Source organism: Leptospira borgpetersenii serovar Javanica, from assembly GCF_003046425.1.
GTDB lineage: Bacteria > Spirochaetota > Leptospiria > Leptospirales > Leptospiraceae > Leptospira > Leptospira borgpetersenii.
This window is the reverse complement of record NZ_QAJG01000040.1, coordinates 1-15,000: the sequence shown is the minus strand read 5'-3', so window position 1 is coordinate 15,000 and position 15,000 is coordinate 1. Positions and strand designations below refer to the sequence as shown.

The following is a 15,000-nucleotide window of genomic DNA, read 5'->3' as shown; positions in this document are numbered from 1 at the left end:
AATCGGAGAACTGATGGACGTCCAAAAAAGCGGGAAAGAAGGTTATCTACAGTGTGAAATTGTAGGCTTTGAAGGTCATGTTTATACCCTTATGCCTCTCGGTCCCATCGAAGGAATTTATCCGGAAGCATTCGTTTTTTCGTCCGGAAGAAAACTCGCAATCCCCGTCGGTAAAGAACTTCTTGGAAGAGTTTTAAACGGGGTCGGAAGACCGATCGATAAAAAAGGTCATATCATCACAAAAGAAGAACGCGGACCTGATAACGATGTTCCAAATCCTCTGGATCGCCCCATCATTCGGGACATTCTTATGACCGGGGTTCGGGCAATCGACGGAATTCTTACCATAGGAAGGGGGCAACGTGTCGGGATCTTTTCCGGTTCCGGTGTCGGTAAATCCAGTCTCCTTGGTATGATTGCACGTTATACGAACGCGGACATAAACGTCATCGCTCTCGTAGGGGAAAGGGGTCGAGAAGTAAACGAATTTATAGAGATCGACCTCGGAAAAGAAGGTCTTCAAAAATCCGTCGTTCTCGCCGCCACCTCGGATGCCCCCAAAATGGAACAAGTCAATTGTGCTTTGTTAGCTACTTCTATCGCGGAATACTTTCGCGACCAAGGAAAACATGTAAACCTAATGATGGATTCTTTGACTAGATTTGCTCAAGCCAACCGGGAAATCTCCGCTTCTAACCATGAACCTCCGATCACGAGAGGTTTTAGTTCATCCGTTTTTTCTAAATTAGCAAAACTTGTAGAACGTTCCGGAACCTCTAAATCGGGCGGAACAATCACGGGATTTTATACGGTTCTCACTGAAGCGGACGAAATGGAAGATCCAATTGCGGACGCGGTTCGAGGTTATATAGACGGGCATATCGTATTAAACAGAAAACTCGCGGAAAAAAACCATTATCCCGCGATAGACGTTCCCGCCTCCCTTTCAAGAGTGATGACAAGGATCGTTCCGGAAAATCAGAACCTAAGAGCGGGGATGATCCGAGAACTCATCAGCGTTTATAACTCTGCGGAAGAATTGATCCGCCTGAACGCGTATGTTTCCGGTTCAGATTCGAGAGTTGATCTTGCGATTCGTAAAAAAGATAAGATCGATCGCTATCTAAAGCAGAAAATTCAGGAGCGAAGCACCTATTCCAAAGCGGTACAAGGATTGAAAGAGATACTCGAAGATGAGCAGGAAAAAGAGGAGTTCTAATTCTTGAAACGATTTCAATTCAATCTGGAACCCGTTTTAAGTCTTCGTAAGAAAAAAGAAGACGAGAAACTTAAAAGTTTCTCCCTCGTCGCGGGAGAAATCAATCAGATCCGCAATTCCATTCGAGAAAACGAAAAACAAATAGAATTTCTAACCGAAGATTCCGACTCTCTCCGTGGAGCTTCTTTAAGAGATTACCAACTTCATCAGGGTTATATCCGTTCTCTCATCACCCGAAACGAAAACTTGGAATCCAATATCGAAGATAAAAAACCGGAACTCGACGCAAAAAGGGCCGAGTTGATTCTGGCTCAAAAAGACCGTAAGATTTTGGAAATCCTCAAAGAGAACCAATACAAAGCCTACAAAAAGTTATATTTCAAGAAAGAAAAGTTCGAACTCGAAGAACATTACAATCAGCTTAAATCCATCCAATGGAGAAAAAACCATGCATCCTTTGAACCTGAACCGGCTCCGAGAATCTTTACTTACGATACGGGCTCAAGAACCGAAAACGACGGCTCAGGAGCTTCAGAAATCAAAAAACTCTACGACAAATACAAAAAGTGAATCCTTGTTCCAGAAAATACGAAACGTCACCACCGAAAATTCCCCGCAAACGACGGATTCTATTCTCAGTCTTCAAAAGAAAATCTCCGATTTTCAAAAGAAAGCGGAACTATTGGAAAATAAGATCAACGGAAATCGAATCGATCTAAAGGTTTAGCATGGCATCTTTAAGCGATAAGGCAAGAGCTACATATCTCGTTCTTCTCATCCTATTCTTGCTAGGAATCGGCTTTTTTGTTTTTGATTATTTCCAAATCATCAATGCTGCGGAACTTCTTCCCTTTCTTCGTAAGGAGCCCGCTCTCGTAAACCAGGATAACGAATCTCCAACCGAACTCCAAAAATTGGAATTCGCTAAAGCCCAGGAAAGGTTTGCGGAAGAATTAGACGAGTTAGAAAAAAGAAAGGCGGAACTTCTGACCGAAAAAGGAAAGCTCGAAGTGGAAATGGAAAAGCTTGAGGAAATGCGTCAAGGCCTCATCACGAAAGAAAAAGAGATGAAATCGGCCGACTCGGAAAAGAATAGTCGTCAAAAACTCGTAAAGGTTCTCGCGGATAAAGTAGGAAATATGCCCCCTGAATCCGCGGTCGGTATGCTCGTAAACTGGCCTGACGGAGACATTATCGATGTTTTTATTCAGATGGACAAAGACGCGGAAGACGATGGAAGACCGACAATTACCACTTATCTTTTAACTCTTTTTCCCGCAGATAGACGCGCAATGATTACAAATAAATGGCTCAGTCGATCGAGTGGAATCAAAACCCCCGGCATCCCCGACGACGCAATAGAAGCCAATCCATAATTTCGGAGGAACTATGAATTTTAAATTAAGATCGTTTTTTATTTTTTTCGCATTGTTCGTGTTAGTTGAGACTTCCCTGTATTCCAAAAAGAAAACGAACTCCCCCACACCCAAAGTCAGCGGTTACGAACTTGTTTCCAATCCTTCCGCCGCTTTCGGAAAAACAATCCAAATTTCCGGAACGGTTTCGGAGATATTGTATAAAGGAAATTCGATTCGTTTTTTAGTCCACTTTTCCGGCAAACCGGTTGCCTTAGATTCAGATTCAACTTCTTTAATCTCGAGCGTCCAAGTAGGAAGTTATGTTTCCGTTTGCGGTTTCTATCTCAAAGACCGGGAATTGAAATCAAACGGAGTTCTTACATCGATGCCTTTTATTTTGGTAGATTCTCCAAATTGCAAATAACGTTACTAGAAAAATCGTCTCAAAAAATTTTTATCTTTATTTAAAATCTCGATTCCGATCATTCAAACGCGTTTTCAAGATAACAGATAACTTCTCGGAATTTCGATACAAATCCTCCGTTTAGAAGAAATCTACTGTACAAAACTTAAAGCCATCTTCCAGAACTACTAGGATTATCCGGAAACTTCCACAATTTTAAACGACAGGAAAAAGCGTTAGAAACCACCAATAAAAACATAATCCGTAATACGGATTCACAATTGTGCATTTTCAATAGAGTTTTTGTTGATTCTAACCCCTTAAGTATCTTACAAATTTACTCTTTAAAGAAACATCATTCGCTTTTCCTCCAAGTTTATCGCCAATTCGAAAGCGTTCCTGCATTCCAATCGGTTTTAAACCCGGTAGTATAAAAATCATATAAAAAATCTTGCATTTATCATGATTCTTTTTAACGTGCAATCTATATTTGGAGGAATACTGGTGAAAGTCCAGTGCTGGCCCGCAACCGTAATGTTTGAATTCTTCGATTGTATAAGAATTCTCTAAGTCGGATACTCCTCTTTTAAGAAACACTCTCGCGGATATGGCGTGTTTTTGCTTTTAATCCATTTCTTTTGAATCGCTTCATAAGAACAGTTTGTCGGATTCGTCCAACTCGAGTGATTGCATTTTGTTTCGGGCCATCCTCTAAGCAATATCATATTTTTAGAGGCAACTGTCTTATGAAAAAATTTAGGCCATTGACTTATCGTCGTTCTTATCCAATTGATGTGGTCCGATGTTTTTTCCACTTTCTCTTAAGCGTTATGTCTTTAGGAAATTTTCTTTTTCCTATTGAAGTCACCGCTCAGGAACTTTCGCCCTATAAGAAAAAACCTAAGAAAGAATCGGCCAATAAAGAAAATAAAGACATAGGTCCGGAAGATGTGAACAGGTCCGACGGTATATTAGTAAAAGGTTATCGAACAAGGGGCCTGACGGGTATGAAGCAAAATGTCCGTTTAAAAGACATTCCGGCTACAGTTAATATAATCGACGATCATGAGCTAAAGACCCGTTCTGCGGACCAATGGCTCTCTGCTATATCTTATACTCCCGGCATCTTCGTAATCCGGAATTATGGCGGATTTAATACGCTCACTATCAGAGGATTAGATTCACGTAACGTTCTTTTACTCAAAGACGGAGTTAGAGACGATACTTTTCTCATTCAAAACAGTTCTCCTATGAGCAACTTTGCAAACGTCGAAAGAATTGAAATTTTGAAAGGACCCAATTCCGTTTTATATGGCCAAGGGGCAATGGCAGGTGTGATTAATATCATTAGTAAAAAGCCCCAAAAAAAAGCAAGTTACGAACTTTCTCTTACTGAAGGAAGTTTTGGTACACATAGAGCCTCCGCCGGGGCTACGGGACCAATCGGCACTGAATCCATCCGATATAGAATAGATGCGGCAACTTCTCAGTACAAAGGTTTTAGACAAAACTCTTACGCTTTAAACAATGTAGCTTCCTCCTTAGAATGGGACATTTCGCAAAAACATACTTTGTCGCTTTTTTCCGGAAAAACCTTCGACTTTACAAAACCGGATGCGGGTCTCCCGAAATCGAAGAATCCTAAGATCGACTTGGTCGAACCTGGAATTTCACTTAACAATAACTATAATACGAACGACGACTACCTTAAGAGCAACAGTGGAAATTTCAAAATCCAACTAGATAGCAAGTTTTCTAATATTCTTTCCATGAAGTCATTTATATCCTATTCACCACAAACTTATTATTATTTTGCGGCAGAGGATTTGAGCCATTCTTCCATAGATAAGAACATAATAGAACGCGACCACCTTCACTTCGAAACCAAAAGATCCCCTTTACAAGGAACCGTGGAACTAAATTGGACCTTCCGAACCGGATTTAGGCATAAATTGCTATCGGGTTACGAATACCATTGGATGGTTAGTCGTCATAGACGGAGATACTTTCCTCAAGGCACTACTTCGATAAATATTCAATATCCTAAAATCGAGCCCGTTGGACCTCTACCGGAGAATTTTACCGACCGAAAAACTTTATATCAACAAATGCATTCCTTGTATTTTCAAGACTTGATGGAATTTTCAGAAATCATAAAGTTCCTTCTGGGTGGTCGCTACGATAGTTGGATTAGAGAAAACAGAACAGAAAAATTATATGACCTAAACGACAACTACGTTTCAAGACCGGCTTCCTCTTTCAACAGAACGAGAACTCGATCCGATGCCAAGGTTTTCACTTATCGAGTCGGATTGATTTATCAGCCCCTCCATTATTATACCACATACATAGGATATTCCACCGCGTTTATTCCGGTGACGTTTATCAATACGAGCGGCAAACAGCTAAAACCGGAAATGGGAGAACAGATTGAGATTGGTCAAAGAATTGAATTTGCAAAAGGAAGAGTCCAACTGACGGGAGCGCTCTTTACAGCAAAGAAATACGACGTTGCCGTTTTAATAAATTCTCGTCCTCCTCTCTACGACCAAGCGGGAGAACTACGAACCAACGGTTATGAGTTCAATATAGATTTTCACTTAACCAAAGAATGGAGTTTCAAATCCGGTTATGCACATACAATTGCGGAATGGGAATCTTTTCGCCTTACGGATTCAAAGGGCAATGAAACGGATTATAAGGGAAATCGACCGATCAATGTTCCCAGAAACACGGCGAATTTTTGGACTACTTATACGTTCTCTTCCGGTTTTGGATTTGGATTAGGAGGACGTTATGTGGATTCTATAGCTGCAGATAACGCAAACTCCTTCTTCATCCCGCCTTACGGATTGTACGACGTATCCGTTTATTATAAATACAGTTACTATTATTTTCAGATTAACTGCACCAACGTATCGAATAAGAGATATTTCATATCGTCCATCCCAAATCCAACCCCGGGCCCTCCAAGACAATTTTTGTTTACGGTCAGTGGTAAATTCTAAGTTATATGCAATCGACAATCCGTTCCAATCGGAACTCTCTCAAAAATAGGTAACGTTATGCAATAAAGAGAAACAAGCTCCCAACTTGAGAATTCTTACGATACTACAAAACGCATCCTTGTGGTAAAACACGTTCACAGTTCGTGCTATAGTAACAAAGTCAATTTTCTCCTAAAGCTGCAATTCGATCAGACTCCAAAATACGAACTCCGGTCGGCTCCTTTTCCGCGATACGGATCATTGCTTTAGCGACTGTTCTCCCATGAATCAATCTATACTTTCTAATTCCTCCCAAAAGAAATGGACTTACAATTTTCGCAAAAAATTGACCCACCGTTTCACCGGGACGAACTTCTTCCCTTTTTCCTTCTAATAAAGAAGGTCTAAAAACCCCAAGAAAAGAAAAGCCGAGACTTTCCAGATCCCTTTCCATCTCTCCTTTTAATCTATTATAAAATACTAATGATCCTGGATTAGCTCCTAAAGCACTAACTACAAAAAAAGATTTTGCCCCTATTTCTTTTACGAGTTTAGCAAGTTTCAAAACATATTCATAATCCACCTTTTTGAAATTTTCCCGGCTTCCTGCTTTGGAAATCGTGGTCCCCAAACTGCAAAATACGTCGGTAATTCCTTGAGGAAGAATCGAAGCAACTAACGCGTCATAGTCGGAAATAATTTCTTCAACTCCGGCTACGCCGACCGGTCTACGTACGAGTGCATATACTTTTTGGTATCCGGGGGAAGTGGATAATTCCTCCAAAAGATATTTTCCGATCAAACCCGTCGCACCTGCGACTAACGCTAATTTCTGAGCCATAATTACTCTCTCCTACAAAATGCAAAAAGAATGCATTTCTCCCTTTTTTATAAAAGAATTTTTTTTAAAATCGATTTCTCTTTCCGGAAAGAATTGATCTATAACCCGGAAGTTTCTATCTTGAACTTTGTGAATATACTCCTATCGATCAAAAAAGCGCTTCATACATTGGATAGAAAATCCATGCCGGATTCCGTTTTGGAAGTTCTCAAAAAAGAAGAAAGAAGCGGAATCATCATCACAAATTACTTCCGTTATCTAATCGCCTTATTTTTTCTGGTTCAGATCGTCGTCAACGTCAACAGCGGAAACTACAAATTCAATCTCGTCGCGTTTTCGATCTATCTTGGTTTAACGTTCGCGCATACGATCATCATTCGAATTTCTCCCCTTTCCATAGTAAGCGTTTTCAATTACGTTACTTTGTTCGCCGAGTACGCCCTTATACTCGGAGTTTTACTTTTTTACACCTTCACTACGGAAAACGTGGATTTAGGTTTCGCTCTGAAGAATCCGATAAATCTCTTCTTTTTATTCCCGATTGTCTATTCCCTTTTGCAATTTAAAATCCGTTTCGTCTTTATTGGACTATTTCTATTTTATTTGATTTATTATTCGATTTTATGGATTGCGATTTCTCAAAATCAACTCGTATATACGAAGGACTGGGGACGTTATGTCAGTGGTCCGAATATTTTGGTCGAAGATATAGTCGCGGGCAAACCAGGTTTGTATTTTTGTTTCGCGATGATGATTTCCACGGGAATTTTCCGGACAATCTCGATGGTCAAAAGAATCGGAATTGTAGAAGGTCAAAAGACCGAACTCTCCAGATATTTTTCACCTAAGATCGTAAACGAAATGGTGGAAAATCCGGAAACTTTTCAAAACGGAAATCGACAAATCGTAAGTATCCTTTTTTTAGACATTCGCAACTTTACCTCCATGTCTGAGAGCATGGATCCGAAAGAACTCGGCGAACTTCTATCGGAATTTCGGAAGATAATGACGGAATGTGTCTTTGAAAACAATGGAACCTTGGATAAATATATCGGCGATGCCGTGATGGCGACATTCGGCACACCTCGCCCTTCTCCTTCGGCGGAAGTAGATGCAAGAAATGCGGTCGGCTGCGGAGTCATTATGCAAAAACGTCTCTCCGAATGGAATTTACTACGAAAATCGGAAGGAAAAGTCCCGATCTCTATCGGTATAGGAATTCATACGGGAGAAGTTTTTGCAGGAAACGTAGGAAGCGATCTTCACAGAGAATATTCGGTCATCGGAGACGCAGTCAACACCGCTTCTCGTATCGAATCTCTTTGTAAGATTTTGAAAAAACCTTTTCTTATTTCGAAAGAAACCATGGAGCTGTTAGGTGGAAAATATACTCTCAATCGCATGCCCCGTGTCAAAGTCAAAGGAAAAGAAGAACCACTTCAAATCTACGAAGTTGTTTGGGGTTAATTCACGACCCATAGGGAGTGAATTAGTCAAAGCGAAGCGACGACTCTTTGCAAAGCAAAGAAATTCGATTACATCGAAACAAATTACTCAAAGCGAAGCAACGACTCTTTACAAAGCAAAGAAATTCGATCGTTTTTATTTTCTCCGATTAGAGCGAGTATTCATAAAATAAGACTCTCGTACCGAACTAAAACCGCAAATGTATATTAAAAAAAATAAACAATAGAGTTGTTGAAAAATTAATTCTTCATCTGTTTCCGTTTCATGAAAACGGTCGATTAAAGCAGTTTTGTTAATCTGAATTATGGAATTTTTCAACAACTCTAATAAATAACGATTTTAAACGAATAGAATAGTCTCTACGATAAAACTCAGATATTTCATAGGAATTTCTATAAAATCAAAAAACTACAGAACATTATAAGGAATTCTTATGAGAAACCGCCGTTTTACGACATTCGAGAATTCTAAAATCTATTTTATAGAAGTTCCCTTATGCAGGAAAGAATGGTCGAGAATCAGCTTTATCGTCTCCTTTCCTCCAAAGATTGAACGTAATCCAAATACGCTTGAAGTTTGAATTTTTTCTTTGTCGAATCGGAAGACATAGTTCGGATGTTCCCAAAAACATTTCTTTCCGGAAACCAAGGACGATCAAATAAACCGAAACACCATAAAATTCCGTTATACGAATTCGGGTCCCTTCCGTCGTATGCGTATTTATTATTAAATTCCTCTAAAATTTCAAAAGCGGTCTGATAATCAGGAGACCACTCGATGACCTTTTTTCCCCAGAGCATTCTCAGATAATTTTGCATACAACCTGATAAAACCAACTCCTTTTGTGCAGCGTTCCAAATAACGTCATGCGTGCTTGAGCTTTCCAATTGCTCTTTTGAATAAATATAAGGGCGAACGTCGTTTTTATGAAAATCCAAATTTTTTTGAATCCAATCCGGAAGAATAGAAAGGTCCTTTCTAAAAGAAGGTTTTTTCCAAAACATCAAAAAACCCACGTCTCTCCACGTTATGAGCTCATCTAAAAAAGAATTCACGTTCGAATCCGGATGAAAATAACCTTCTTTTCTATTTTTATTTTCCGGAATAATAACTCCAGGAGTCCAGGGCCCATTCAAGTTCCAATTTAAAACTTCACTTACAATCTCTTCTTGAGAAATATGTCCGAAACGCAGATACGGAGATAAAAAGGAAGAATAAGCTTCTTCCGGCGGTTTGGGATGACTCCTAAGTTCCGCATAACCGGACAGCCCGCGTTTTAAGAATTTTTTTAGAAGTTTTATTCCCTCTTCTCTACCTCCTTTTTTTCCAGGGACAGGAGGGATTTTCTGAAAATGAAAATTAAAATTCTTGCATATTTCTGAAATTTGATCCGCGTCACCTTCGAACCAAACGATTCTTTTTAAGGGAGAATTCGGATTTTTTTCGAGCCAAGAGTCCCCTTTTTCCCGAAACGGCTTTTCCGGCTTGTGAAAAGATCGAAATTTCCATGCTTCCGGAAACAATCGATGAACTCGAGGACGAAGGATGCGGGCGGCGGACGCAAACTCTCCGTAAAAAGAAAGCGGAATGATCGAATTGGAATCAACCACGAGAAATTTACATCTGATTTTTTTAGAAACTTTCTCCAATAATTCCGGAACGATATATGCGGGATAATCATCGGTTACGACTAATGCTGCATTTTCGGTTAGTTTTTCAAATACATCTGCGATCGAGTTGTTCGGCGTTTCCACGAAAGCCGCGTAATACAAACCGTTCTTTTTTGCATCTCTTGCGTTATACGACATTCCATCTAAAATAAACTTATGCAACCGAGGGGAACTCCAGGGATAATCCATCTTGAGAGGCTCATAGATCAACAGTTCTTTTTTGTATTTTTGGGAAAGATGAATCGAATAATCCAGAGAATGATTCCAAGCAAGTCTTCTGGCCATGGACATCCAATAAAGAACATAAGGTTTTTCTTCTAAAATCGGATTTTGACCGAGTTCGCGCACACGAATTAAATTTTCTTTTCGAAACATGTTTTCCTTTTTATTACTCGGACATACGAAAGGATACCCAAAATTAATGATCGATTTTGTGAAGGTGCAGAAGTCCTCAAAAATTGCATCTAACACGGTATTTTTGAGGACTTCTTATGTTCTAACTTTCCGGAGAACTCATTTTCTTAGAAAAGCAGTTCGCTTTTTTATCTCCGCAAACTGCATTCTAAATCCGCGATGCAATAACTCCCCCGTTTCCTTCTGTCCTCTGAACGCAAACTGCATTCTAAATCCGTGATGTAATAACTCCCCCGTTTCCTTCTGTCCTCTGAACGCAAACTGCATTCTAAATCCGTGATGTAATAACTCCCCCGTTTCCTTCTGTCCTCTGAACGCAAACTGCATTCTAAATCCGTGATGTAATAACTCCCCCGTTTCCTTCTGTCCTCTGAACGCAAACTGCATTCTAAATCCGTGATGTAATAACTCCCCCGTTTCCTTCTGTCCTCTGTCTAGAACGAGCGAAGCGAGTTCGTCTGTCCTCTGAACGAGAATCCAGCCCTTGCAAACAAAAACTTGGACCGCGCTAAAACTAAAGTACTGTGGGTCGCATAATAATCGCCTTCGCATTCTTTATTACACCGAATTCACGGTTGCTTACACAAAATCTGACTCAAAATGCGTTTTTTTCTCCGATATACACTTATCTTCATTTGTAGATGAATTTCCAAAACGCTCTCCCTCAAAAAGTTTCCTCTTTCCTTTAGCAGCAAATTTGGCACTCTCTTCACTAAAGTGCTTGACTTTTTTGAGGCGATTTTTTTTAATGGAAACCTAAATAAGCACTCTCACAAATATAGTGCTAATCTTATAATTTTAAGGAGTTAGTCTATGGCATCGATTAAACCTCTGGGTGACAGAGTCCTCGTAGAACCAAGACAGGAAGCCGAGGAAAAGATCGGTAGCATTTTCGTTCCTGATACGGCAAAAGAGAAACCACAAGAAGGAAAAGTTGTCGAAATAGGCAGCGGTAAGTATGAAGACGGGAAACTCGTCCCTCTTGAAGTAAAAGTTGGCGATACCGTCCTTTACGGAAAATATTCCGGAACTGAAATCAAATCGGAAGGCAAAGAATATCTCATCATCCGTGAGAGCGATATTCTGGCCGTCGTTAAAAAATAATCAGGAGTAAATCATGGCTAAAGATATTGAATACAACGAAACAGCAAGACGTAAACTCCTAGAAGGGGTGAACAAACTCGCCAATGCGGTAAAAGTTACTCTCGGACCCAAAGGTCGTAACGTAGTAATCGATAAAAAATTCGGAGCGCCAACCATCACAAAAGATGGTGTGACCGTTGCGAAAGAAATCGAACTTGAAGACGCTCTCGAAAACATGGGAGCACAAATGGTAAAAGAAGTTTCCACAAAGACAAACGACGTCGCAGGGGACGGAACTACTACTGCAACCATTCTCGCCCAATCTATTATCAACGAGGGTCTGAAAAACGTAACGGCTGGCGCTAACCCCATGTCTCTTAAAAGAGGGATCGACAAAGCGGTGACTGCAGCAGTGGAAAGCATTCGAAAAAGAGCGGTTAAGATCGAAAACAAAAAAGATATCGCAAACGTCGCCAGCATCTCGGCGAACAACGATGATACGATCGGAAATCTAATCGCAGACGCTATGGATAAAGTTGGAAAAGACGGAGTGATCACGGTCGAAGAGGCGAAGTCCATCGAGACTACTCTCGACGTGGTGGAAGGAATGCAATTCGATAGAGGATATATTTCTCCCTACATGGTCACCGACGCGGAATCTATGGTCGCTACTTTAAGTGATCCTTATATCCTGATCTACGACAAAAAGATCTCATCCATGAAAGATCTCATCCATATTCTCGAGAAAGTAGCTCAAGCGGGTAAACCTCTTGTGATCATCTCCGAAGAAGTGGAAGGAGAAGCGCTGGCAACCATCGTCGTCAACACTCTCAGGAAAACTATCTCCTGTGTTGCGGTTAAAGCTCCGGGTTTCGGAGACAGAAGAAAAGCAATGCTCGAAGATATCGCTATTTTGACCGGTGGACAAGTCATTTCCGAAGATCTTGGTATGAAACTCGAAAACACTACCCTTCAAATGCTCGGCCGTGCGAACAAAGTGACCGTAGATAAAGAGAACACTACGATCATCGAAGGGAAAGGACAAACGAAGGAAATCCAAGGAAGAATCGGTCAAATCAAAAAACAAATCGAAGATACCACTTCCGAATATGACAAAGAAAAACTCCAAGAAAGACTCGCAAAACTCGCGGGTGGAGTTGCGGTCATTCATGTCGGAGCGGCTACCGAAGTGGAAATGAAAGAGAAAAAAGCCCGTGTGGAAGACGCTCTTTCCGCGACCCGCGCGGCAGTGGAAGAAGGGATCGTTCCCGGCGGCGGTTTGACACTTCTCAAAGCTCAAGAAGCTGTTGCCGCTCTGAAACTGGAAGGCGACGAAGCTACGGGCGCTAAAATTATTTTCCGTTCTTTGGAAGAACCGATTCGTATGATCACAAACAACGCAGGTCTGGAAGGATCCGTGATCGTAGAACATGCAAAGACTAAAAAAGGAAACGAAGGTTTTAACGCTCTGTCCATGGTTTGGGAAGATCTGGTTTCTGCGGGTGTCGTAGACCCTGCGAAAGTAGTTCGTTCCGCGTTACAAAACGCGGCTTCCATCGGTTCCATGATTTTAACCACCGAAGTCACGATCACCGATAAGCCGGAAAAAGACGCTCCAAACCCGATGGCAGGAATGGGCGGAGGCGGTATGGGAGGAATGGGCGGAATGATGTAATTCATCCACACCCATTTTTACCAAATCGCAAAAGGCGGTCGAGTTTATACTCTTCCGCCTTTTTTGTATAAAATTTTATATAGAACGCGAATTCGATCTAAAAGATCGGGCAAATCCACGCCGAAACTAAAGTGTTGCTCACTACGGACGCGGCTAACCATCGCTTTCAAATTTGTTACACAAAATTTACGTCATACTAAGAATACTCAGGAAATATTATGAAAAAACTTCTCGCCCTACTACTTTTAACGATCCCGTTTTTGGGAATCGTATCCGAAACAAAACAAACGATCACCGTATCCGGAAGCGGTTCCGCGATTGTGGAAACCGACTACGTGCAGATAAATTTCTCCGTCGAAGTGGAAGACCCGGACCCAAAAGCGGCTCAGGAAAAAAATCTGGAAAGAACGACTAACGTTATAAAAACTCTTTCCAAAGGATTCAAGATTGCAACCAAGGACATTTATAGTACGGATTACACTCTGCAAAGACAATATCTACAAGAGGGAAAACAAAGACCTTATCTCGCCTCTTCAGGAATTCTTCTCAAACTCAGGGATCTTAAACTCTATAAGGACTTATTGTTGGAAGTTCAAAAACTTGGAGTCAATAACGTAAGCGGCATCGAATTCAAAGCGGATTCCACCAAAAAACAGGAAAAGGAAGCCCTTACAGCGGCGTACGAGGATGCGAAAAACAAAGCGCTCGTACTTGCAAAGTCAATCGGAAAAACAAATGTAATTGCACTTAAAGTAGTCGAGTCAGATTCGATGCTTAATCCTCAGGTTGTTTACTTAATGGGAAAGGTTAGCTCCGATCATTCACCCATTTCTATCGGGGAAAGAACGATTCAAACGAAAGTTAATGTGGAATTTGAAATTCAATAAAACGGAAAAATAGTTTTAAAAGCGAGTCCGTTGTTTCCGAAGAAAACTCCACATGGCAAATCTCTCGACAAAACTTTAAAAAAACGGATAAGCAACTCCAGTGAAGAGTTCGATTTTACAGATTCCTTTAAAGCATTCCTTTTTTATTTTAAGGAGTGTTAGGATCAACTTCTAACTATTACAAGTTCATCATTCACCGATTCAATGATAGCCCTTTTTTCTTAGAAGAATCTTGTCCACTAAAGGCATTAATTTATTCTTTATATTCTTTTTAAGTTCTATAACAAGCTGAATCCCCTTTTCATAAAGGCTTTCAAACAGAGATTGACTGATGTAACCTCTTTCGCCGAAAAGTTTATCGTAAATATTTTTAACAAGTGGAAAAATCAATTTCAAATTCCTGTCGTCGACGTTTCCAGAAGTACCATAAATCATACTATTTCACGACGATTATTCACGATTAAATGCAATTTAAAACCAGCCTGCGATTGAGTTCCCTCTTTGTGTAATGTCTTTAAATATTTTACAACGTGTTCTAAAACTTCATTTTACCAAAGGGTCAAGCTGCAAGGTTCTTATGAGAATGAATTCTTCCGTTGTCGCATACTCCAAAGAATCGTAGAATCAATGAACGATATTCCGGAACATTTTCCCATACAAGTATTGGATAGAAAATAAGCTACGATCGTTGCAACCTCACTCAGGTTGAACTGAAATTTCCGATTTCTTTTTCGAAGACAATTCGAAAGTATTTTCGGGTTCGAATTTATTTTTCGTTTTGTACAATAATTGTCTATTGCACAAAATATTGATGTCAAATCCATATTTAAACCCTTTTTGCTGAATTCGACTCAACACGTGATCTGGCGTTTTGAATACAAGATATTTTCTTTTTTCCACCTTACGCCGAATCCACGTTAAAAAACAAAATATTTCATTTCGAAACCCTGAAACCCAACCCTGAAATGTCCGGAGAGCATGTTATTTTACCTGTTC

General features: G+C 40.4%; 14 protein-coding genes and 1 pseudogene (1 of these 15 only partly in view). 10 read left to right on the top strand and 5 right to left on the bottom strand.

Annotated elements, in window-relative coordinates:
• The 5 genes in view from fliI to CLV95_RS17840 are tightly spaced (at most 13 nt apart) and all read left to right on the top strand, a layout consistent with a single transcriptional unit that may run on beyond the window.
• A protein-coding gene (gene fliI, locus CLV95_RS17855; protein WP_002730920.1) for a flagellar protein export ATPase FliI crosses the window boundary here: on the top strand, positions 1-1,219 show its 3' portion. Its footprint begins 146 nt before the window's first position; only the last 1,219 of its 1,365 coding nucleotides appear in the window; its start codon lies off the left edge, out of view; it ends in the stop codon at positions 1,217-1,219.
• 3 nt (positions 1,220-1,222) lie between these two features.
• On the top strand, positions 1,223-1,789 hold the full coding sequence (gene fliJ / locus CLV95_RS17850) for a flagellar export protein FliJ (RefSeq protein WP_002730765.1): 567 nt from the start codon (positions 1,223-1,225) through the stop codon (positions 1,787-1,789).
• Positions 1,790-1,793: 4 nt separating this feature from the next.
• The gene (locus CLV95_RS19005) at positions 1,794-1,946 is read left to right on the top strand and encodes a hypothetical protein (RefSeq protein WP_002730722.1); all 153 of its coding nucleotides are present in this window, start codon (positions 1,794-1,796) and stop codon (positions 1,944-1,946) included.
• Between the two features lies 1 nt (position 1,947).
• Entirely contained in the window at positions 1,948-2,595 is a 648-nt protein-coding gene (locus CLV95_RS17845) for a periplasmic-type flagellar collar protein FlbB (RefSeq protein ID WP_002730926.1), read from the top strand.
• Positions 2,596-2,608: 13 nt separating this feature from the next.
• The gene (locus CLV95_RS17840; protein ID WP_002730763.1) at positions 2,609-3,001 is read left to right on the top strand and encodes a hypothetical protein; all 393 of its coding nucleotides are present in this window, start codon (positions 2,609-2,611) and stop codon (positions 2,999-3,001) included.
• A 291-nt stretch (positions 3,002-3,292) separates the two neighbouring features.
• Here the strand turns inward: CLV95_RS17840 and CLV95_RS20185 are convergent, their stop codons facing one another.
• On the bottom strand, positions 3,293-3,577 hold the full coding sequence (locus CLV95_RS20185) for a hypothetical protein (RefSeq protein WP_002733793.1): 285 nt from the start codon (positions 3,575-3,577) through the stop codon (positions 3,293-3,295).
• A gap of 233 nt (positions 3,578-3,810) precedes the next feature.
• Between CLV95_RS20185 and CLV95_RS17835 the strand changes: the two genes are divergently transcribed.
• Positions 3,811-5,988 (top strand): TonB-dependent receptor, encoded by a 2,178-nt coding sequence (locus CLV95_RS17835; RefSeq protein ID WP_002733799.1) that lies wholly within the window; start codon positions 3,811-3,813, stop codon positions 5,986-5,988.
• Between the two features lie 160 nt (positions 5,989-6,148).
• Here CLV95_RS17835 and CLV95_RS17830 read toward each other — a convergent pair whose 3' ends face one another.
• Positions 6,149-6,808, bottom strand: a complete 660-nt coding sequence (locus CLV95_RS17830) for an oxidoreductase (RefSeq protein WP_002730845.1) — start codon at positions 6,806-6,808, stop codon at positions 6,149-6,151.
• A gap of 183 nt (positions 6,809-6,991) precedes the next feature.
• Here CLV95_RS17830 and CLV95_RS17825 point away from each other — a divergent pair, with 183 nt between their 5' ends.
• The gene (locus tag CLV95_RS17825; RefSeq protein ID WP_042747030.1) at positions 6,992-8,275 is read left to right on the top strand and encodes an adenylate/guanylate cyclase domain-containing protein; all 1,284 of its coding nucleotides are present in this window, start codon (positions 6,992-6,994) and stop codon (positions 8,273-8,275) included.
• Positions 8,276-8,799: 524 nt separating this feature from the next.
• On the opposite strand, the gene CLV95_RS17815 is transcribed toward CLV95_RS17825, so the two are convergent.
• Complete coding sequence (locus tag CLV95_RS17815) at positions 8,800-10,320, bottom strand: hypothetical protein (protein ID WP_002733842.1); 1,521 nt, start codon at positions 10,318-10,320, stop codon at positions 8,800-8,802.
• A gap of 138 nt (positions 10,321-10,458) precedes the next feature.
• Positions 10,459-10,911, bottom strand: a complete 453-nt coding sequence (locus tag CLV95_RS19560; protein WP_230456556.1) for a hypothetical protein — start codon at positions 10,909-10,911, stop codon at positions 10,459-10,461.
• A gap of 261 nt (positions 10,912-11,172) precedes the next feature.
• Between CLV95_RS19560 and groES the strand changes: the two genes are divergently transcribed.
• The 3 genes from groES to CLV95_RS17795 all read left to right on the top strand — a co-directional run bounded on the left by groES (position 11,173) and on the right by CLV95_RS17795 (position 14,004).
• The gene (gene groES, locus CLV95_RS17805; RefSeq protein WP_002619721.1) at positions 11,173-11,463 is read left to right on the top strand and encodes a co-chaperone GroES; all 291 of its coding nucleotides are present in this window, start codon (positions 11,173-11,175) and stop codon (positions 11,461-11,463) included.
• A 13-nt stretch (positions 11,464-11,476) separates the two neighbouring features.
• Positions 11,477-13,117, top strand: coding sequence for a chaperonin GroEL (gene groL / locus CLV95_RS17800; protein WP_002730932.1), 1,641 nt, complete (start codon positions 11,477-11,479; stop codon positions 13,115-13,117).
• Between the two features lie 218 nt (positions 13,118-13,335).
• Positions 13,336-14,004 carry an SIMPL domain-containing protein gene (locus CLV95_RS17795; RefSeq protein ID WP_002730814.1) on the top strand — a complete coding sequence of 223 codons (669 nt, stop codon included), beginning with the start codon at positions 13,336-13,338 and terminating at the stop codon, positions 14,002-14,004.
• Positions 14,005-14,186: 182 nt separating this feature from the next.
• Here the strand turns inward: CLV95_RS17795 and CLV95_RS19955 are convergent.
• Positions 14,187-14,828 (bottom strand): annotated as a pseudogene (locus CLV95_RS19955) (transposase); the annotation flags it as partial.
• Positions 14,829-15,000 lie beyond the last annotated feature (172 nt).

Coding starts and splice junctions, on each gene's coding strand:
- CLV95_RS17845 (WP_002730926.1), top strand. CDS start 1,948: ATGGCATCTTTAAGCGATAAGGCAAGAGCTACATATCTCGTTCTTCTC.
- CLV95_RS17840 (WP_002730763.1), top strand. CDS start 2,609: ATGAATTTTAAATTAAGATCGTTTTTTATTTTTTTCGCATTGTTCGTG.
- CLV95_RS17835 (WP_002733799.1), top strand. CDS start 3,811: ATGTCTTTAGGAAATTTTCTTTTTCCTATTGAAGTCACCGCTCAGGAA.
- CLV95_RS17830 (WP_002730845.1), bottom strand. CDS start 6,808: ATGGCTCAGAAATTAGCGTTAGTCGCAGGTGCGACGGGTTTGATCGGA.
- CLV95_RS17825 (WP_042747030.1), top strand. CDS start 6,992: ATGCCGGATTCCGTTTTGGAAGTTCTCAAAAAAGAAGAAAGAAGCGGA.
- CLV95_RS17815 (WP_002733842.1), bottom strand. CDS start 10,320: ATGTTTCGAAAAGAAAATTTAATTCGTGTGCGCGAACTCGGTCAAAAT.
- CLV95_RS19560 (WP_230456556.1), bottom strand. CDS start 10,911: ATGCGAAGGCGATTATTATGCGACCCACAGTACTTTAGTTTTAGCGCG.
- groES (WP_002619721.1), top strand. CDS start 11,173: ATGGCATCGATTAAACCTCTGGGTGACAGAGTCCTCGTAGAACCAAGA.
- groL (WP_002730932.1), top strand. CDS start 11,477: ATGGCTAAAGATATTGAATACAACGAAACAGCAAGACGTAAACTCCTA.
- CLV95_RS17795 (WP_002730814.1), top strand. CDS start 13,336: ATGAAAAAACTTCTCGCCCTACTACTTTTAACGATCCCGTTTTTGGGA.